Origin of the sequence: Burkholderia sp. R-40 (assembly GCF_049942845.1) — a bacterium.
Lineage (GTDB): Bacteria > Pseudomonadota > Gammaproteobacteria > Burkholderiales > Burkholderiaceae > Burkholderia > Burkholderia ambifaria.
Genome location: NZ_CP187967.1, coordinates 1,126,078 through 1,145,311, shown reverse-complemented (window position 1 = coordinate 1,145,311; position 19,234 = coordinate 1,126,078). Strand labels below are relative to the sequence as shown.

The 19,234-nt window shown below is 66.3% G+C and carries 21 protein-coding genes; all 21 read right to left on the bottom strand.

Features of this window, described 5'->3' with window-relative positions; translation table 11 throughout:
* Positions 1–67 precede the first annotated feature (67 nt).
* The gene (nagZ, locus tag ACP26O_RS05330) at positions 68–1,096 is read right to left on the bottom strand and encodes a beta-N-acetylhexosaminidase (protein ID WP_175664030.1); all 1,029 of its coding nucleotides are present in this window, start codon (positions 1,094–1,096) and stop codon (positions 68–70) included.
* A 16-nt stretch (positions 1,097–1,112) separates the two neighbouring features.
* The gene (acpS, locus tag ACP26O_RS05325) at positions 1,113–1,553 is read right to left on the bottom strand and encodes a holo-ACP synthase (protein WP_175664031.1); all 441 of its coding nucleotides are present in this window, start codon (positions 1,551–1,553) and stop codon (positions 1,113–1,115) included.
* A gap of 69 nt (positions 1,554–1,622) precedes the next feature.
* A complete protein-coding gene (gene pdxJ / locus ACP26O_RS05320; protein WP_011656356.1) occupies positions 1,623–2,399 on the bottom strand; it encodes a pyridoxine 5'-phosphate synthase in 777 nt (258 codons plus the stop codon).
* Entirely contained in the window at positions 2,396–3,235 is an 840-nt protein-coding gene (recO, locus tag ACP26O_RS05315) for a DNA repair protein RecO (protein ID WP_011656355.1), read from the bottom strand. Before recO ends, pdxJ begins: the two co-directional genes overlap by 4 nt.
* Positions 3,222–4,121: a GTPase Era gene (gene era / locus ACP26O_RS05310; protein ID WP_011656354.1), complete on the bottom strand. Its 900-nt coding sequence runs from the start codon at positions 4,119–4,121 to the stop codon at positions 3,222–3,224. Before era ends, recO begins: the two co-directional genes overlap by 14 nt.
* Before the next feature lie 60 nt (positions 4,122–4,181).
* On the bottom strand, positions 4,182–5,459 hold the full coding sequence (gene rnc / locus ACP26O_RS05305; RefSeq protein ID WP_175664032.1) for a ribonuclease III: 1,278 nt from the start codon (positions 5,457–5,459) through the stop codon (positions 4,182–4,184).
* A 160-nt stretch (positions 5,460–5,619) separates the two neighbouring features.
* On the bottom strand, positions 5,620–6,513 hold the full coding sequence (lepB, locus tag ACP26O_RS05300; RefSeq protein ID WP_011656352.1) for a signal peptidase I: 894 nt from the start codon (positions 6,511–6,513) through the stop codon (positions 5,620–5,622).
* A 16-nt stretch (positions 6,514–6,529) separates the two neighbouring features.
* The gene (gene lepA / locus ACP26O_RS05295) at positions 6,530–8,323 is read right to left on the bottom strand and encodes a translation elongation factor 4 (RefSeq protein WP_006759775.1); all 1,794 of its coding nucleotides are present in this window, start codon (positions 8,321–8,323) and stop codon (positions 6,530–6,532) included.
* 213 nt (positions 8,324–8,536) lie between these two features.
* On the bottom strand, positions 8,537–8,773 hold the full coding sequence (locus ACP26O_RS05290) for a glutaredoxin family protein (RefSeq protein WP_012363408.1): 237 nt from the start codon (positions 8,771–8,773) through the stop codon (positions 8,537–8,539).
* Between the two features lie 7 nt (positions 8,774–8,780).
* Positions 8,781–10,280 carry a DegQ family serine endoprotease gene (locus ACP26O_RS05285; protein WP_175664033.1) on the bottom strand — a complete coding sequence of 500 codons (1,500 nt, stop codon included), beginning with the start codon at positions 10,278–10,280 and terminating at the stop codon, positions 8,781–8,783.
* 16 nt (positions 10,281–10,296) lie between these two features.
* Complete coding sequence (locus tag ACP26O_RS05280) at positions 10,297–11,349, bottom strand: MucB/RseB C-terminal domain-containing protein (protein ID WP_175664034.1); 1,053 nt, start codon at positions 11,347–11,349, stop codon at positions 10,297–10,299.
* Positions 11,350–11,354: 5 nt separating this feature from the next.
* Positions 11,355–11,972, bottom strand: a complete 618-nt coding sequence (locus ACP26O_RS05275) for a sigma-E factor negative regulatory protein (RefSeq protein ID WP_175664035.1) — start codon at positions 11,970–11,972, stop codon at positions 11,355–11,357.
* An 87-nt stretch (positions 11,973–12,059) separates the two neighbouring features.
* On the bottom strand, positions 12,060–12,659 hold the full coding sequence (rpoE, locus tag ACP26O_RS05270; RefSeq protein ID WP_006752490.1) for an RNA polymerase sigma factor RpoE: 600 nt from the start codon (positions 12,657–12,659) through the stop codon (positions 12,060–12,062).
* Positions 12,660–12,750: 91 nt separating this feature from the next.
* Complete coding sequence (locus ACP26O_RS05265) at positions 12,751–13,215, bottom strand: protein YgfX (RefSeq protein ID WP_105833448.1); 465 nt, start codon at positions 13,213–13,215, stop codon at positions 12,751–12,753.
* A 12-nt stretch (positions 13,216–13,227) separates the two neighbouring features.
* Positions 13,228–14,460 (bottom strand): beta-ketoacyl-ACP synthase II, encoded by a 1,233-nt coding sequence (fabF, locus tag ACP26O_RS05260; RefSeq protein WP_105833447.1) that lies wholly within the window; start codon positions 14,458–14,460, stop codon positions 13,228–13,230.
* Between the two features lie 162 nt (positions 14,461–14,622).
* Complete coding sequence (gene acpP / locus ACP26O_RS05255) at positions 14,623–14,862, bottom strand: acyl carrier protein (RefSeq protein WP_004197638.1); 240 nt, start codon at positions 14,860–14,862, stop codon at positions 14,623–14,625.
* 144 nt (positions 14,863–15,006) lie between these two features.
* Positions 15,007–15,756 carry a 3-oxoacyl-ACP reductase FabG gene (fabG, locus tag ACP26O_RS05250; protein ID WP_175664036.1) on the bottom strand — a complete coding sequence of 250 codons (750 nt, stop codon included), beginning with the start codon at positions 15,754–15,756 and terminating at the stop codon, positions 15,007–15,009.
* A 36-nt stretch (positions 15,757–15,792) separates the two neighbouring features.
* Entirely contained in the window at positions 15,793–16,725 is a 933-nt protein-coding gene (gene fabD, locus ACP26O_RS05245; protein ID WP_105833446.1) for an ACP S-malonyltransferase, read from the bottom strand.
* Positions 16,726–16,810: 85 nt separating this feature from the next.
* The gene (locus ACP26O_RS05240) at positions 16,811–17,800 is read right to left on the bottom strand and encodes a beta-ketoacyl-ACP synthase III (protein WP_011656343.1); all 990 of its coding nucleotides are present in this window, start codon (positions 17,798–17,800) and stop codon (positions 16,811–16,813) included.
* Entirely contained in the window at positions 17,801–18,907 is a 1,107-nt protein-coding gene (plsX, locus tag ACP26O_RS05235) for a phosphate acyltransferase PlsX (protein WP_175664037.1), read from the bottom strand.
* Positions 18,908–19,036: 129 nt separating this feature from the next.
* Positions 19,037–19,216 (bottom strand): 50S ribosomal protein L32, encoded by a 180-nt coding sequence (rpmF, locus tag ACP26O_RS05230; RefSeq protein ID WP_006051932.1) that lies wholly within the window; start codon positions 19,214–19,216, stop codon positions 19,037–19,039.
* Between the last annotated feature and the right edge of the window lie 18 nt (positions 19,217–19,234).

Sequence of the window (19,234 nt, the reverse complement as noted above, 5' to 3'; positions counted from 1 at the left end):
AGCCGCGCTAATGCGCGGCTTTTCGTTTTCAGCAACGGAAGAGCGGCATCGCGCCGCCCTTCCCCGCTTACGCCAGTGCGCTGCTCAACAGCGCCTGCGCCTGCAGATACTCGGGCTGCGCGATCAGCTTGTCCCACTTGAGCGGCTTGCCGCGCGCGCGCATCCGCTTCAGGCGTCGCACCGACTCGGCCGACGCGTGCGCCTTCAGCCCGTTCAACACGACCTCGGCCGCCTCCGGCTGGTTGCAGACGAGCACCATGTCGCAACCGGCGGCGAGCGCCGCGTCGGCCGCCTGCGTGAGCGTGCCGCCTTCGCGGGCCGCCTCCATCGACAGGTCGTCGCTGAAGATCGCGCCGGTGAAGCCCAACTGCCCGCGCAGGATGTCCTGCAGCCACACGCGCGAAAAACCGGCCGGCCGCTTGTCGACCTGCGTGTAGATCACGTGCGCGGGAATCACGGCGGACAGCGACAGCCCGAGCCAGTCGTACGGCGCGACGTCCTGCTTGAGGATCGCATCGAGCGGCCGGTCGTCGGTCGGCAGCGCGACGTGCGAATCGGCTTCCGCGAAGCCGTGCCCCGGGAAATGCTTGCCGCAGTTCGCCATGCCCGCGAGCGACAGCCCGTGGTTCAGGCTCTTCGCGAGCAGCGTGACGACGCGCGGGTCGCGATGGAACGCGCGATCGCCGATCACCTTCGAGTGCCCGTAATCGAGGTCGAGCACCGGCGTGAAGCTCATGTCGATCCCGCACGCGCGCAGCTCGGCGGCCAGGATGTAGCCCACCGCGGTGGCGACCTTCGTCGCGAGCAGCACGTCGCGGTCCCACAGTTCGCCGAGGCGGCGCATCGCGGGCAGCACCGTGAAGCCGTCGGTGCGGAACCGCTGCACGCGGCCACCCTCGTGATCGACGGCGATGAGGATGTCCTCGCGCACCGCGCGGATCGAATCGGTCAGCGCGGTCAGTTGCGCGCGGTTCTGGAAATGCCGCGCGAACAGGATCACGCCGCCGGTGTTCGGATGGGCAAGGCGCCGCGCATCGTCGCGCGACAGGGCCGTGCCGACGACGTCGAGCATGACCGGGCCGGGAGTCGTTTTCATCGAATCGGGAAGTCCGTCAGGAAGTGGTTCGGGAAACAGATGTGGGGGCAGGCGGCGGTGCGGCGTCGGTCTCGGTGACTACGAACGACACCGCGTAGTCGCGTTCGTCGCTGACCGTCACGCGTGCGGTGATGCCCCGCGCGGCGAGCCAGTCGGCCAGCTCGCCCGACGCGACGACGTACGGTTCGCCGCTGCGCTGGTTGAGGGTCTGCAGTGCGCGCCAGGTCATCGGCCAGTGCATGCCGAGCCCGATCGCCTTCGAGAACGCTTCCTTCGCGGAAAAGCGCGTCGCGAGGAACGCGATGCCGCGCGCCTCGGAGCGCGCGCGGCGCGCGTGGAACACGCGCAGCTCGTCGGGGCCCAGCACCTTCTCGGCAAACCGTCCGCCCGTGCGCTCGAGCACGGCCGCGATGCGGCTTATCTGGACGACGTCGGTGCCGATGCCGTAGATCGCCATGTCAGCGCCCGCCGTGATACGCGGACGATGCCGGGTGGCGAGCGAAGCGTGCGCGGAGGAAACGCATCGTCAGCGCGCGCCGCCGTGCAGCGCGGCGACACGCGCGGCGACCATGATCGCCTTCATCTCGCGCACGGCGTTGTCCCAGCCCGCGAAGATCGCGTGCGCGACGATCGCGTGGCCGATGTTCAGTTCGACGATGCCGTCGATCGCGGCGATCTGCTGCACGTTCGTGTAATGCAGGCCGTGGCCCGCGTTGACCTTCAGGCCCAGTCGCGCGCCGGCCTGCACGCCCGCGACGATGCGCTCGTATTCGCGCTGCTGCTCGGCTTCGTCGTGCGCATCGGCGTAGCGGCCCGTATGCAGCTCGACCACCGGCGCACCGGCTTCGTGCGCGGCGCGGATCTGCGTTTCGTCCGGATCGATGAACAGCGACACGCGCACGCCGGCGTCGGCGAGCTGCTTGCAGGCCGCACGCACGGCCTCGAAGCGGCCGGCGACGTCGAGACCGCCTTCGGTCGTCAGCTCCTCGCGCTTCTCGGGCACGAGGCATGCGTCGTGCGGACGCACGTCGCACGCGATGTCGAGCATCTCGGCCGTCACCGCGCATTCGAGGTTCATGCGCGTCTTCAGCAGCGGGCGCAGCTTGCGCACGTCGGCGTCGACGATGTGGCGGCGGTCCTCGCGCAGATGCAGCGTGATCACGTCCGCACCGGCCTCTTCGGCGGCGAGCGCCGCGCGGATCGGATCGGGATAGGCCGTGCCGCGCGCGTTGCGCAGCGTCGCGACGTGGTCGATGTTCACGCCGAGATCGATGGCGGTGGGCGTTGTCAGGAAGAAGCTCATAGGTTTTGCAGGTCGATCAGGATCTGACGCGTGGCAAGCGGCGTACCGCCGAGATAGGTGTTCAGCAGGAAGCGCATCAGCGTCTTGCTTTGCGCAACCGTCTGGGCTCGATGGTAATCGTCCTGCTCCATGTCGAGCAACGTCTGTCCGGTAATCACCGGCCAGTGCGACGGCACGTCGTCGTCGGCATTGCGCACGCCGCGCTCGGGATCGAACACGTAGCGTCGATCGGGTTCGACCGCGCGGCGCGCGACCGTGCGGTTCAGCGCCATCGCATAGCCGGTCTCGCGCAGCAGCACGCGTTCGAACGAGCGCAGCACCTGCACCGCGGGTTCGCCGTGCGCGAGGCGCGTGAGCGTCAGCACGTAGTGATTGAAAAGCGGCGGCTGCGGATCCTCGCGCGCGCAGAATTTCACGAGCAGCTCGTTCACGTAGAAGCCGCACAACAGCCCGTCGCCGCCGAGCGGCAGCATCCCGCCCACCCACTCGGCGCCCGTCAGCGTGCGCACTTCGGATTTGCCCGACCAGGACAGCAGCAGCGGCTGGAACGTCTGCAGCACGCCGCGCAGCGCGGAGTGCGGGCGCTTCGCGCCCTTCGCGACGAGCGCGAGGCGGCCGTGATCGCGCGTGAGCACGTCGATGATCAGGCTCGTTTCCCGGTACGGATAGCTGTGCAGCACGAACGCCGGCTGCTCGGCGACGCGGAAATCGGACGTGCGAGACGTCGCGCGCCGCGCCTTGCGACGCGGCGGTTCGGGCGGTGCCGGCAGCGGCGCGTCGTTCGCGCCGGCGGTCACCGCATCTTCGGTCGACGTCGGCGCGTCATTCGTACCCATAGGCGCGCAGCCCCGCCTCGTTGTCGGCCCAGCCGCTCTTCACCTTCACGAAGGTCTCGAGATACACGGGGCCGTCGAACAGCCTCTCCATGTCCATCCGCGCCTCGGTGCTGATTTGCTTGAGCTTCTCGCCCTTCTTGCCGATCACCATCGCCTTGTGCGAATCGCGTTCGACGAGGATCGTCGCGAAGATGCGCTTCAGCCGCCCTTCCTCCTCGAACTTGTCGATCAGCACGGTGCTCGTGTACGGCAGTTCGTCGCCGGTCCAGCGGAACACCTTCTCGCGCAGGATTTCGGCCGCGAGGAAGCGCGAGCTGCGGTCGGTCAGCTCGTCCTCGCCGTAGATCGGCTCGCCTTCCGGCAGGTACGGCTTGATCGTGTCGAGCAGGCGCTTGATGTCTTCCGGCCGCTGCGCCGACAGCGGCACGAGTTCGGTGAATTCGCGCAGCCCGCTCATCTGCTGCATGAACGGGAACAGCGTCGCCTTGTCGGTCACGCGGTCGATCTTGTTCGCGATCAGCAGCGTCGGCATGCCGGGCGGGATCAGGTCGAGCACCTTCTGGTCGTCGGGCCCGAAGCGGCCGGCCTCGATCACGAACAGGATCACGTCGACCGACGTGAGCGTCGACGTGACCGCGCGGTTCAGCGAGCGGTTCAGCGCGGTGCTGTGACGGGTCTGGAAGCCCGGCGTGTCGACGAACACGAATTGCGCGTCGTCGAACGTGTTGATGCCGGTGATGCGGTGGCGGGTCGTTTGCGCCTTGCGCGACGTGATGCTGATCTTCTGGCCGACGAGTGCGTTCATCAACGTCGACTTGCCGACGTTCGGGCGGCCCACGATCGCGATCATGCCGCAACGGAAACCGGTAGGAGCGGGAGTGTTCATATCGTTTGGGAGACAGGTTCTGAACCGGCCGCGCGGCGCGCGGCACGATCGGTGGGCAATTCAGTGGTCGGCATCGGCCGCGCGCGCCTGCGCGGCGGCGAGGGTCGCGCCGCCCGGCGGCGTGTCGGCATCGGGCGCCGCGGCGTCGCGGGCGCGCAGCGTCGCGCGCGTGGCGGCATCGGAACCGGCAGCCGGCTTGTCCGTGGACGACACGGCCGGATCGGCCGCCTGGCCCGCCGGCTTGTCGGCTGCACGCGGTGCGCCTGCGCTTTCCGCGGGCTTGTCGGCACGCTCGGCCGGCTTGTCCGCCGCGCGCGAGCCGGTTTCGCCGCGATCCGACGGCTTGTCGGCCGCCTTCTCGGCAGGTTTGTCGGCCGTCGGCTTCGCGGCACGGTCAGCCTTGTCCGCGGTCGTTTCCACATGCGCCGCGCGAATCGCGGCCATCGGCGTCGGCGTCGGTCGCTCGCTCGGCGGAGCGTCGGCGTCGGTCGCTGCAAGCGTAGCCGCGGCCGCCTTCGCATCGCGCGCCGCCGCACGCTCCTTGCGTTCCGGAGAACGCAGGTCAAGCGCTTCCTGCACACCCTTCACGCCCGGCACGATTTCGGGCTCGACGTGCTTCGATCCGCGTGCGTTCTTCGAACGCTTCGGCTTCGCGGCCAGCATCGGCGCGGCCGCCAGCACCTCGTCGAGCGCCTTCTTCGCGGCAGCCTGCTCCGCTGCCCGCCGGCTCGCGCCGGAGCCCGACACCTTCACGTCGAGCTTCGGCACCGTGCATTCGACCTCGAACTGCTGATTGTGCGCCGCACCATGCGTCGCGACGACCGTGTAGGTCGGCAGCGCGATCTTGTGCCCCTGCAGGTACTCCTGCAGCAGCGTCTTCGCGTCCTTGCCGAGCGTGCGCGGATCGATGTGGTCGAGAATCGGGATATAGAGGCGCTTGATGACCCCTTGGGCGGCTTCGAAGCCGCCATCGAGGAATACGGCCCCGATGATGGCTTCGAACGCGTCCGCGAGGATCGACGGGCGGCGGAAGCCGCCGCTGCGCAGCTCGCCCTCGCCCAGCCGCAACCCTTCGGAGATATTCAGGGCCTGAGCGATTTCATACAGCGACTGCTGCTTGACGAGATTGGCGCGCACGCGCGACAGGTCGCCTTCGTCCAGCTTGCTGAAACGCTGGAACAAAAGGGCGGCCACCGCGCAATTCAGAACGGAATCGCCGAGAAACTCGAGCCGTTCGTTATGCGTGGCACTGTGACTGCGGTGGGTCAAAGCCTGGCGCAACAATTCCGCATTGCGAAATTCGTAGCGCAGCCGGCTTTCCAACTGGGATGGGGGCATGTGCAGGAGTATAACGCGGGCGCCGGTCGGGCCGAAACGGCACGGCCGGACGCGAAAAGGCGTGACGGAGCGGTGTTACCGCCGGTTCTTAAAGTAGTCCGGCAATACGCGACGCGGCCCGTGCGTCACGTATTGCATGTTGGATGCGAGTCGAACGCGATCAGTTGAAGGAACCGATCCGCTTCAGGTCGCCGAAGTTCATCCAGATGAAGAACGCGCGGCCGACGATGTTGTTGTCCGGCACGAAACCCCAGTAGCGGCTGTCCGCGCTGTTGTCGCGGTTGTCGCCCATCATGAAGTAGTGACCCGGCGGCACCTTGCAGATCACGCCGCGGCTGTTGTACGTGCAATTGTCGCGATACGGATAGTCGTATGCGCCCATCACGAACGGCGGCACGGCGGGATTGTTGAGGATCGCATTCTTCTTCGTGCCGATCGTTTCCTCGAACTGCTTCGCGTAGTTCTGGCGCTCGTCATCGAAGAAATCCGGCAGCGGCGCCTCGGGCACCGGCTGGCCGTTGATCGTCAACTGCTTGTCCTGGTAGGCGACCGTGTCGCCCGGCAGGCCGATCACGCGCTTGATGTAATCGACCGACTCGTCCTTCGGATAGCGGAATACGACGACGTCGCCGCGCGACAGCGGGCTGCCTTGCGTGATCTTCGTGTTCGTGATCGGCAGGCGCAGGCCGTATTCGAACTTGTTGACGAGGATGAAGTCGCCGACCAGCAGCGTCGGCACCATCGAGCCCGAAGGAATCTTGAACGGCTCGACGATGAACGAACGCACGACGAACACGGCCAGGATCACCGGGAAGAAGCTCGCGGTGTACTCGAGCCACCACGGCTGGCGCAGCTTTTCGTCGCGCAGCTTCGAGCGCGTCTGCACCGCGTTTTCGTCCGCGAAACGCTTGTCGATGCGCGACTGCTGGCGATCGAACTCTTCGATCGCCACGTCGGCCGCCTTGCGTCGCCGCGGCAGGAACACCAGTTTGTCCAACACCCACGCTACGCCCGTCACGACGACGAGCACAAAAAGAATCAGCGCAAAATTCATAAAAGGAACAGTCCTGTTATTTGTCTTCGACGCGCAAGATCGCGAGGAACGCTTCCTGCGGGATCTCGACCGAACCCACCTGCTTCATGCGCTTCTTGCCTTCTTTCTGCTTCTCGAGCAGTTTCTTCTTCCGCGTGATGTCGCCGCCGTAGCACTTCGCGAGCACGTTCTTGCGGAGCGCCTTGATGTTCTCGCGAGCGACGATGTGCGCGCCGATCGCGGCCTGGATCGCCACGTCGTACATCTGGCGCGGAATGATCTCGCGCATCTTCGCGGCGACTTCGCGGCCGCGATACTGCGACTGCGACCGGTGCACGATGATCGACAGTGCATCGACCTTGTCGCCGTTGATCAGCATGTCGACCTTCACGACGTCCGACGAACGGTATTCCTTGAACTCGTAGTCCATCGACGCATAGCCGCGCGACACCGACTTCAGGCGATCGAAGAAGTCGAGCACGATCTCGGCCATCGGGATCTCGTACGTGAGCTGCACCTGGCGGCCGTGATACTGCATGTTGATCTGCGAGCCGCGCTTCTGCTCGCACAGCGTGATCACGGAGCCGACGTAATCCTGCGGCATGTACAGGTTCACGGTGACGATCGGCTCGCGAACTTCGGCGATGCGGCCGGGCTCCGGCATCTTCGCCGGGTTCTCGACCATGATCGTCGAGCCGTCGCTCTGCACGACCTCGTAGACGACCGTCGGCGCGGTCGTGATGAGATCCATGTCGAACTCGCGCTCGAGCCGCTCCTGCACGATTTCCATGTGCAGCAGCCCGAGGAAGCCGCAGCGGAAACCGAAGCCGAGCGCCTGCGACACTTCCGGCTCGTACTGCAGCGATGCGTCGTTGAGCTTCAGCTTCTCGAGCGATTCGCGCAGCGCATCGTACTGGTTCGCCTCGACCGGATACAGCCCCGCGAACACCTGCGGCTTCACTTCCTTGAAGCCCGGCAGCGGCTCGCTGGCGGCCTTCGCCACATGCGTGACCGTGTCGCCGACCTTCGCGGCCGTCAGCTCCTTGATGCCGGCGATGATGAAGCCCACCTGCCCGGCCGACAGCGATTCGAGATTGCGCGACTTCGGCGTGAACACGCCGACGTGCTCGACCGGATACTGCGCGCCGGTCGCCATCATCTTGATCTTTTCCTTCGGGCGCAGCGTGCCGTTGACGATGCGCACGAGCATCACGACGCCGACGTAGTTGTCGAACCAGGAATCGATGATGAGCGCCTGCAGCGGCGCGGCCGGATCGCCCTTCGGCGGCGGCACCTTCGCGATCAGCGACTCGAGCACGTCCTCGACGCCGAGGCCCGTCTTCGCGCTGCAGCGCGTCGCGTCGGTCGCATCGATGCCGATCACGTCCTCGATCTCCTCGATCGCGTTTTCGGGGTTCGCGGCCGGCAGGTCGATCTTGTTCAGCACCGGCACGACCTCGACGCCGAGCTCGATCGCCGTGTAGCAGTTCGCGACCGTCTGCGCCTCGACACCCTGGCTCGCGTCGACCACGAGCAGCGCGCCTTCGCACGCGGACAGCGAACGGCTGACCTCGTACGAGAAGTCGACGTGCCCCGGCGTATCGATCAGGTTGAGGTTGTAGACCTTGCCGTCGCGGGCGCGATAGGACAGTGCCGCCGTCTGCGCCTTGATCGTGATGCCGCGCTCGCGCTCGATATCCATCGAGTCGAGTACTTGCGCCTCCATTTCACGGTCGGCGAGACCGCCGCATACCTGGATGATGCGATCCGCGAGTGTCGACTTGCCATGGTCGATGTGCGCGATGATCGAGAAATTGCGAATATGATCCATTCAGTGCCGATCAAGCGAAAAAGGCGCGCTCGACGACTGCGGAGCACGCCTTGTGTAAGTCGGTGAAAAAACGGCTTATTTTAGCCGAAAAGGCCTTTGCCGGGCGGTAATTTGGGACGCCCCGGCCCGGGGCACCCCGCTGGAGCCTTTGTGGTAAGGGCCCGCCGACGAAAGCCCCGCGCGCGGGGCGGCCGGCCGACGCCCGGGGTCGGTTCAGCGCCGCGCCGCGAGTGCGCCGCGCACCCTCGCCTCGTCGAACCGGTGGCGACACACTTCCGCGCCGTCCAGCAGCAGCACGGGCACGTCCTCGTCGTAGCGGGCAACGAGCGCCGGATCGGCATCGATGTCCACGTAACGGACCTCGATGCCGGATTCGGCCGCCACCGGCGCCAGCGCGTCGCGCATGTCGTCGCACAGATGGCACCAGCCGCGGCCGTAGAGCGTGAACATCGGCGCGTTACTTCTGGGTCGGGCGCGGGCGCACCGGCACGAACTGCGTGTTGTCGCCGCGCCGCACGAGCACCGCGACCGCCTTCTGCGAATCGAGCTGCGCGGTCACTTCGGCGAACTGCTTCGCGCTCGTGATGTCGGTGTCGCCGACGCGCAGCACGATGTCGCCGCGCTGCAGGCCCGCACGGGCGGCCGGGCCGTCGACGGCGTCGATCTGCACGCCATTCTTCAGCTTCAGCGATTTCATCTGATCCGCCGGAATGTCGCTGACCGTCAAGCCGAGCGAATTTGCCTGGCGCGGCTTCTGCGGCGTGTTCTTGCGCTGCTCGGCCTTCGCCGTCGTCTCCGCCGGCGTCTCGGCGATCGTGATCGGCAGATCGCGCGCCTGACCCTTGCGCCATACGCTGACGGTCGCCTTCGTGCCCGGCTTCGTGTCGCCGACCATGCGCGGCAGATCCGACGCCGTCTCGACCGGCCGGCCATTGAACTTCAGGATGATGTCGCCCGGCTGGATGCCCGCCTTGTCGGCCGGACCGCCCGGCTCGACGCTGCTGACGAGCGCGCCCTCCGCCTTCGGCAGCCCGATCGAGTCGGCCACGTCCTTCGTCACCTCGCCGATCGCCACCGCGATGCGGCCACGCGTGACCTTGCCGGTCGCCTTCAGTTGGTCGGCCACGCGCATCGCCTCGTCGATCGGGATCGCGAACGAAATGCCCATGAAACCGCCGGTGCGGCTGTAGATCTGCGAGTTGATGCCGATCACCTCGCCCTGCATGTTGATCAGCGGCCCGCCCGAGTTGCCGGGGTTCACCGCGACGTCGGTCTGGATGAACGGCAGGTAGTCGCCCGTGTTGCGGCTCTTCGAGCTCACGATGCCGGCCGTCACGGTGTTGTCGAGGCCGAACGGCGAACCGATCGCGACGACCCACTCGCCGACGCGCACCTTGTTCGAATCGCCGATCGCGACGACCGGCAGGTTCGACGCCTGGATCTTGACCACCGCGACGTCCGTGCGGTCGTCGACGCCGATCAGCTTCGCCTTGAATTCGCGCTTGTCGGTCAGCGTCACGTAGATGGTGTCCGCATCGTCGACGACGTGCGCGTTCGTCATCACGTAGCCGTCCGCCGACACGATGAAGCCCGAACCGACGCCGCGGTTCTGCTCGGCGTCGGGCGGATTGTCCGGCGCCGGCGCGTTCTTCGGATTGCCGTTGCCGCCACCGTTGCCGGGCGCCTGCGGCAACGGAATGCCGAAGAAGCGCCGGAAGAATTCCGACATGTCGCCGTTGTCGAAGCCCGGCGGGAGCGCACCGCGCGGGCCGGGAATCGGCACGTTCGCGGTAGTCCGGATGTTCACGACGGCCGGCCCGACCTTTTCGACCAGATCGGCGAAGTCGGGAAGGCTGGCGGCGGGCGGCGTGACCGCCACCGCGGTATGCGGGATGAGGGGCAGGCAGGCACACAGCACCGCCGCCGCGAACACGTTGCGCAGCGTGAGTTTCGTCATGTCGGAAGCCGTAGCGTTACTTGGAAGCCTTGTATTCTATGGCAGCCGCGAACTGCTGCAACGTGGCCGGCGGCACTTCGCCGAGCACGGTGATCCAGTAGTCGCCGCGACGCTTCACGAGAACGTGGGTCGCACCGGTGCTGCCCGCGCCTTCCTTGCGCGTGTTCTTTTCGGCCGGCTCGATGAAGACGGAGATCGTCGCGAGCCCGTCGGTGAAGACGGCCTGGTCGACCGGAATCGGCGGATCTCCGGCGTCGCGCGCGGCCATCGGGCGGCGCACCTCGCGAATCTTCCGGAAGCCGGCGACGTTCGGCGCGATCTGCCAGCCCTGCGCTTCCATGTCGACCGTCGCGACCGGCGGGCGGACCACCGTCCAGCCGCTCAGGTTGCGCATGCCGGCCGCGATCGCGGCCTTGTCGCCGGACGTGCCGCCCGTCTGGACTTGCGAGAACGCGATCTGCTCGAGCACGTGATCGGTCGCGTCGAGCGTCTGCGAACGCAGCAGCAGGCCCGTCCGGGCATCGGCCCACAGCTTGTACGTGAAGCGGTACGCATCCTTCGGCACGAGTTCGACGACTTGCGCATCGAGCCCCGCCACACGGTCCTTGCCGAGCAGCTTCGCGTCGTAGACGGACATCACGTGGTCGCCGCCCGCGCCGAGCAGCGAAGGAAACGAGTCGCGCGTCTGGCGGCGCTCGACCACGCACAGCTTGCGCTCCGGCACGAACGTGTACAGCTCGTCGTTATGCCGCAGCACCTTGCGCGGCTTGCCGTCGAGCGTTTCGATCCGCTCGAACTCGCCGTCGCGGGACGCCACGTGCGCGATGCGCGACGACTGGACATATGCGCCGCGCTGGTAGACGAAGGTGCCCTCGTAGCTCTGCTGCTGCGCCGCCTGCTGGATGCGGTCGAGCCACTCCGCCGCACCCTTGCGGGTCGCGACGGGATCGTCCGGTTGCTGGGCGCTGGCAGGAAAGGATTGAACGGACAACAGGGCGGCTGCGCAAAGCAGGAGGGCCGGCAGCCGCTTCCATCCGGAGATGGCGTGATTCAACTGCAATGTCCGCATCGAGTTTATTGGCCTGGCGTGGTGGTCACGGCAGCGCGGATCAGCGGCATCGAGCCTGTGACGACGGGCTGCTGCGCGAATTGCTGGTGCGCTTCAAGGTATTGGTCGAGACTTGCGTCGCGGATGATGTTGACGTCCTGCAGGCCCGGCTGCGCCGATGCCTGTGCAACCGTCACGCGCTGCAGGTTGCCGCTCTGCGGCGCGCCTGCCGACGCGACCTGGACGGCGCCGGGCGCACCGGCCGTCTGCAGTTGCGGAACGACGATCCACGTGAGCGTGGCGGCCGCGGCGGCCACCGCGAAAGCGGGCACGACACGGCGGCGCAGCGACAGCAGCTTGCGCGCGACCGGCGCGGCGGCCGGTGCAAGCAGGTGCGGCTCGCTTTCGAGCGCGGCGGACATGCGCGCGGTGAACGCGACGCTCAGCGCGGGCGACAGCGCGAGCTCGTCCGAGCGCAGCGCATCGCCGATCAGGTGGTAGTGGGCCCACGTCGCGCGATCCGCACGATCGAACTCAGCCAGAAACTGCCCGTGATCCGGGCCGTCGAACAGCTCACCGTCGACCAGAGCGGAAAGACGCTCGCCGCGCGAGTACGCTTGCGACTGCTTATTGACCGACCCCATGATGCTCCCCATCTTGCACACACCCCGTCGTGAATTCACGACTCTATCCGTAACTAGACCCTGACCGCGCCGTTACACCCGTCGCGCTTACCAGCGCTTGCCTTCGGGCGTATCGAGCAGCGGACGCAATTTAGCAGCGATTGCCTCGCGCGCCCGGAAGATCCGCGACCGGACCGTCCCGATCGGACAATCCATCATTTCCGCGATCTCTTCGTAGCTCAGGCCCTCGATCTCGCGCAGCGTAATCGCCTGGCGCAACTCTTCGGGCAGGACGGCCATTGCAGCGTTGACCGTCTCGGCAATCTGCTTGCTCATCAACATCGACTCAGGCGTGTTGATATCCCTTAGTTGGTCTGCGTCGGAGAAAGTTTCCGCTTCCTCGGCATCGGCCTCCGTGGAGGTCGGTGCCCGGCGGCCCTGCGTCGCAAGGTAGTTCTTCGCCGTATTGACGGCAATCCGGTACAACCACGTGTAGAACGCCGACTCGCCGCGGAACTGCGGCAACGCACGATACGCCTTGATGAACGCATCCTGGGCCACATCCTCGACCTCGGCGGGATCCCGCACGAGGCGCGAGATCAGCCGAATGATCTTGCGGTGGTATTTGGAGACCAGGAGTTCGAACGCCGCCTTGTCGCCTTTCTGTACGCGCTCGACCAGAGCCTGATCGATTTCTTTTTCACTCACCTGACAAATCCGTTAACTAGGGATGCAACGCGGAGCGTTATTGTAGCGTTCCGGCGCCGGGCGCTGGTTACGGTAGGTAACCAAGCCGCCGTCATGCCCGCGCCGCCGTGCCCGCGGTACGCGCCAGCACGGATAGCGCGCTGAACGACGCGGCGTCGAGCGCATCGGCCGGAATCAGCAGCGGCCGGGCGCGCCGGGCGCCCTGCCCGACCGACAGCACGAGCAGCAGGCTGCTCCAGTGCGCGTGGCCGGTCACGCGGCCGCGGGCCAGCAAGCGCCCGGTGCGGCCAAACGCCGCAATCTCCCCGAATGCATCGATCCGCAATTCGGCCGGCAGCCGACGGGCACAGGCCCGCGCGGCACACACGGCAAGCAGCGCGGCCGTCGCCGCGGACACGCACGCGCCGGCGGCGGCGCCGGCCCGCGGCGCCCAGAACAGGTACACGGACGCGGCAGCCGCCGCGACGAACGCGGCCAGCACGACATACGACACGGCCGAGGCCCGCAACGCAAAGCGCTGCGGACGCCCGGCCGGAGCATCGATTGGACTCGTCAAGCGATTTCGACGTCAGACGCGCTTGAACACCAGCGTGCCGTTGGTACCACCGAAGCCGAAGTTGTTCTTCACGGCCACGTCGATCTTCATGTCCCGCGCGGTGTTCGCGCAGTAATCGAGATCGCACTCGGGGTCCTGGTTGAAGATGTTGATGGTCGGCGGCGACACATTGTTGTGCAGCGCCAGCACCGTGAACACCGACTCCAGACCACCCGCGCCACCCAACAGGTGGCCCGTCATCGACTTCGTCGAGTTCACGACGAGCTTGTACGCGTGCTCGCCGAATGCCGCCTTCACCGCGTCGGACTCGTTCTTGTCACCGAGCTGCGTCGACGTGCCGTGCGCGTTCAGGTACTGGACCTCGTCCGGGTTCACGCCGGCGTCGCGCAGGGCCGCGACCATGCAGCGGCGCGGACCGTCCATGTTCGGCGCGGTCATGTGGTACGCGTCGCCCGTCATGCCGAAGCCCGAGACTTCCGCATAGATCTTCGCGCCGCGTGCCTTCGCCGCCTCGTACTCTTCGAGCACCATCACGCCCGAACCCTCGCCCAGCACGAAGCCGTCGCGGTCCTTGTCCCACGGACGGGACGCGGTGGCCGGATCGTCGTTGCGGGTCGACAGCGCCCGCGCGGCCGCGAAGCCGCCGATGCCCAGCGGCGACACCGTCGATTCGGCGCCGCCCGCGACCATCACGTCGGCGTCGCCGGCCTGGATCAGGCGTGCCGCGAGGCCGATGCTGTGCAGGCCGGTCGTGCAGGCCGTGACGGCCGCGAGGTTCGGGCCCTTCAGGCCGAACATGATGCTCAGGTGACCCGAGATCATGTTGATGATCGAACCCGGCACGAAGAACGGCGAAATACGGCGTGCGCCGCGATCGACGTAGGTCTGGTGCGTGTCTTCGATCATCGGCAGGCCGCCGATGCCAGAGCCGACCAGCACGCCGATGCGTTCCGCATTGGCTTCGTTCACCTCGAGGCCGCTGTCCCGGATTGCCTGGACGCCGGCTGCGATGCCGTAATGGATGAACGTGTCCATGTTGCGGGCTTCCTTCGCCGGGATGTACTCCTCGGCGCTGAAACCCTTCACCTCGCCCGCGAAATGCACGGCGAGGTTCGACGGATCGAACTTCGTGACGGTGGCGATGCCGGACTTGCCGGCGACGAGATTGGCCCAGCCGTCGGCAACATTATTGCCAACGGGCGAAATCAGCCCCAGGCCTGTAACGACAACACGACGGCGGCTCACGGTAACCTCTTTTCCATTGGATGACAAAAACAAAAGCCACAGTGGCCCCAGGAACCAGCCCTGCGAGCCCTGCGGCTGTTAGTCCGTCCGGCGCGAATGCCGGCAGGATGGCGCGTCAATCGCGAAGATCGCGGCGACGTTGCGGACAAACGCGAAAGGCGCTTATGCCTTGACGTTTGCGCGAGCGTAGTCGATCGCTTGCTGAACCGTCGTGATCTTCTCTGCTTCTTCGTCCGGGATTTCCATGCCGAACTCGTCTTCGAGCGCCATCACCAGTTCGACCGTGTCGAGCGAGTCAGCACCCAGATCGTTCACGAACGATGCTTCGTTCTTGATCTCGGCTTCCGCGACGCCCAGTTGCTCAGCGACGATCTTCTTGACACGTTGTTCGATGTTATCCATTACCCCTCCGAGGGAAAGTTCAGATTTACAAGTGCGCGCATTTTATCAGGTTTGCTGACGCCAAAACGCGCGTTGGCTTGATGGTCGATCCAGCACCGATCCGCCTGAAAAACGGGATACGGCGCGGATGGTAAACGAAAACCGTTACGACATGTACATGCCGCCGTTCACGTGCAGCGTCGTGCCGGTGATGTAACCGGCCTGCGGCGATGCGAGGAACGCGACGGCATGGGCGATGTCTTCCGGGCTGCCGAGTCGGCCGAGCGGAATCTGGGTCTTGAGCGCGGCCTGCTGTTCTTCCGGCAGGGTCTTCGTCATGTCGGTATCGATGAAGCCCGGCGCGACGCAGTTCACCGTGATGCCACGGCTGCCGATTTCGCGCGCGAGCGCGCGGGTCATGCCCGCGACGCCGGCCTTCGCGGCCGCGTAGTTGGCCTGGCCCGGGTTGCCGGCCGAACCGACCACCGACGTGATGTTGATGATGCGGCCGCCGCGGGCCTTCATCATCGGGCGCAGCACCGCGCGCGACAGGCGGAACACCGACTTCAGGTTGGTGTCGATCACCGCGTCCCAGTCCTCGTCCTTCATGCGCATCGCGAGCTGGTCCTGCGTGATCCCGGCGTTGTTCACGAGCACGTGGAGCGCGCCGAATTCCTTCACGGTCGCGTCGATCAGCGCTTCGGCGGCCGCCGCGTCGTTGACGTTCAGCACCGCGCCTCGGCCCGTCACGCCCGCTTCCGCGAACCCGGCGGTAATCGCGGTGGCGCCCGATTCGCTCGTCGCGGTGCCGATCACCGTCGCGCCCAGGCGCGCGAGTTCGAGCGCGATCGCCCGGCCGATGCCGCGCGATGCGCCGGTCACGATCGCGACCTGTTTATCGAGAGTCTTTTCCATGAATCGAATATCCGTCTCTTGAGGAAAGGCGCCGCGTCAGGCGGTCGCCAGCTTCAGTGCTTCGTCGAGCGAAGCCGGATCGAACACCGAGGCGCCGACCAGGTTGCCGTCGATGCGCTTCGTGAGGCCCGCCAGCACCTTGCCCGGACCGCATTCGATCACGTGCGTGACGCCCGTGCCCGCGATGTGCTGCACGCATTCGACCCAGCGCACGGGGCCCGCGGCCTGGCGCACCAGCGCGTCCTTGATCGCGGCCGGATCGCTGACCACCGCGACGTCGATGTTGTTGACGACCGGAATCTGCGGCGCCTTCACGTCGACGTTCGCGAGATAGTCGCGCAACTGGTCCGACGCCGGCTTGAGCAGCGACGAATGGAACGGCGCCGACACCGGCAGCGGCAGCGCGCGCTTCGCGCCCTTCGCCTTCGCGATTTCGCACGCCTTCTCGACGGCCGCCTTCGCGCCCGCGATCACGACCTGCGCCGGCGCGTTGAAGTTCACGGCTTCGACGACGCCCGCTGCCGCGGCTTCGGCGCACACCGCGCGCACCGTATCGTCATCGAGACCCAGGATCGCGGCCATGCCGCCCTGGCCGACCGGCACGGCCGTCTGCATCGCCTGCGCACGGAAGCGCACGAGCGGCACCGCGTCCTTGAACGCGATCGCGCCCGCCGCGACGAGCGCCGTGTATTCGCCGAGGCTGTGGCCCGCGACGATCGACGGCGCCGGCCCGCCGGCCTGCTGCCACGCGCGATAGCACGCGTAGGCGGCCGTCAGCATCACGGGCTGCGTGTTCGTGGTCAGGTTCAGCTCTTCGGCCGGACCTTCGGCGATCAGCTTGCCGAGATCCTGATTGAGTGCATCGGATGCTTCCTGGAGCGTCTCGCGCACGACGGCCAGATCGGCGAATGCGTTGAGCATGCCGACCGACTGCGAGCCCTGCCCCGGAAAAACGAATGCAAATTTCATATCGTCCCCAATTGAATCGATTCGAACGGCGCGCGCGAACGGCGCGCCGGTTTGGGAGCCGCGCGCGGCAGTCGCGCGCCGCGGATCAGAAGCGGAAGACCGACGCGCCCCAGGTGAAGCCGCCGCCGACGCCCTCGATCAGGACGTGCTGACCACGCTTGATACGACCGTCGCGCACCGCGGTGTCGAGCGCCAGCGGGATCGATGCAGCCGACGTGTTGCCGTGCTGGTCGACCGTCACGACCATGCGCTCCTGCGGCAGGCCGAGCTTGCGGCAGGTGCTGGTCATGATGCGGATGTTGGCCTGGTGAGGAATCAGCCAGTCGACCTGCTCGGGGGCGAGATTCGCCTTGGCGAGTGCCTCGATCGCGACCTTTTCGAGCACGTTGACCGCGAGCTTGAACACGGCCTGCCCGTCCATGTACAGGAACGCGCTGCCGTCGATCACGCCGCGATTGACGTTGCCCGGCGTGCAGAGGATGTGCGAGTAGCTGCCGTCCGCGTGCAGCGCGCTGCCGAGCACGCCCGGCTCTTCCGAGGCGGACAGGATCACCGCGCCCGCGCCGTCGCCGAACAGCACGCAGGTGGTGCGGTCCTTGAAATCGAGAATGCGCGAGAACGTCTCCGCGCCGATCACGAGCGCCGTACGGTGCTGGCCGCTGCGGATGAAGCTGTCGGCCGTCGCCATCGCATAGGCGAAGCCGGAGCACACGGCCTGCACGTCGAATGCCGCGCCGCCGTTCCTGATGCCAAGCTTGTTCTGCAGCAGGCACGCCGTGCTGGGGAACACGAAATCCGGGGTCGAAGTCGCGACAATGATCAGATCGATCGATTGCGGATCGATGTCGGCCGCCTCGATCGCACGACGCGCCGCTTCGAGCGCGAGATCGCTCGTCGTGACGTCCGGTGCGGCGAAATGGCGCGCATGGATGCCCGTGCGCGCAACGATCCACTCATCGCTCGTCTCGATGCCTTCCTTCGCGAGACGGTCGGCGAGCTGCTGGTTCGTGACGCGGTCGGGCGGCAGGTAGCTGCCCGTGCCGAGCACGCGGGAATAGAGAGTCGATTGGGCCATTTATGCTTTAGAGGATTGCGCAGCGGAAGGTTCAGCGTGATGGCCTGGGGCCGGGCTCGTCGGGCCCGCGCCGCCCGCGTCGTGTCCGCCGTCGCCGAGCGACACCGAATTATCCGCCATCGCGCGCGCGAGGCGCTCCAGCACGCCGTTTTTGACGGCATCATAACCCCGTTTGACCGCCCACTCAAACGCGTAGGCATCGGCCGAACCGTGGCTTTTGATCACGAGGCCCTTCAGCCCCAGCAGCGCCGCGCCGTTGTACTGGCGATGGTCGACGCGCTTCTTGAAGCGCATCAGCACCGGCAGCGCGAGCAGCGCCATCAGCTTCGACATCAGCGAACGGCCGAACTCCTCGCGGATGATGTCGGACAGCATCTGCGCGAGCCCCTCGGACGTCTTGAGCGCGACGTTGCCGACGAAGCCGTCGCAGACGATCACGTCGACCGTACCCTTGTAGATGTCGTTGCCTTCGACGTTGCCGCGGAAATTCAGCGTGCTGGCGCGCAGCAGTTCACCCGCGCGCTTGATCGTCTCGTTGCCCTTGATGACTTCTTCGCCGATGTTCAGCAGGCCGATCGTCGGACGCTCCTTGCCTTCGAGCGCGGCGACGAGCGCGTGCCCCATCTCCGCGAACTGCAGCAGATGCTGCGGCTCGCAGTCGACGTTCGCGCCGAGGTCCAGCATCATCGTGTAGCCGGTCGGGTTCGGCAGCGCGAACGCGATCGCAGGCCGCTCGATGCCGGGCAGCGTCTTGAGCACATAACGGGACACGGCCATCAGCGCGCCGGTGTTGCCGGCGGAGATACAGGCCTGGGCCGCGCCTTCCTTGACCTGGTTGAGCGCGACACGCATCGAAGAATCCTTCTTCTTGCGCAGCGCGACTTCGACAGGGTCGTCCATCGCCACGACTTCGGTGGCGGGCACGATGGTCAGCGCGGGATCGTCGAGGGCTTTCAGCTTTTTCAGCTGAGCGCGGATCGCGCTTTCGATGCCGACGAGCATCAGGTGCGCATCAGGATGCGCGCGGACGAACTTGACTGCCGCGGGAACGGTCACGGACGGGCCGTGGTCGCCTCCCATGCAATCGATTGTGAGCTTTACGGTCATGGAATGCGACGAATTTCAGGCACAAAAAAGCGGCAGTTGAATGCCGCCTTTTTGTTGAGCCAGGAAAGTGTCAAGCGAACCAGTTGTCACGCGAACGGCGAGCGTAGCGCGCAACGCGTGACTTGACGCTTAGTCGTTCTTCGTCTTGACGACTTTCTTGCCGCGATAGTAGCCGTTCGGGCTGACGTGGTGACGCAGGTGCACTTCACCCGTGCTCGGCTCGACTGCCAGCGGCGCTGCCGTCAGGAAATCGTGCGAACGATGCATGCCGCGCTTCGACGGCGACTTCTTGTTTTGCTGGACTGCCATGACTAACTCCTAATTGAT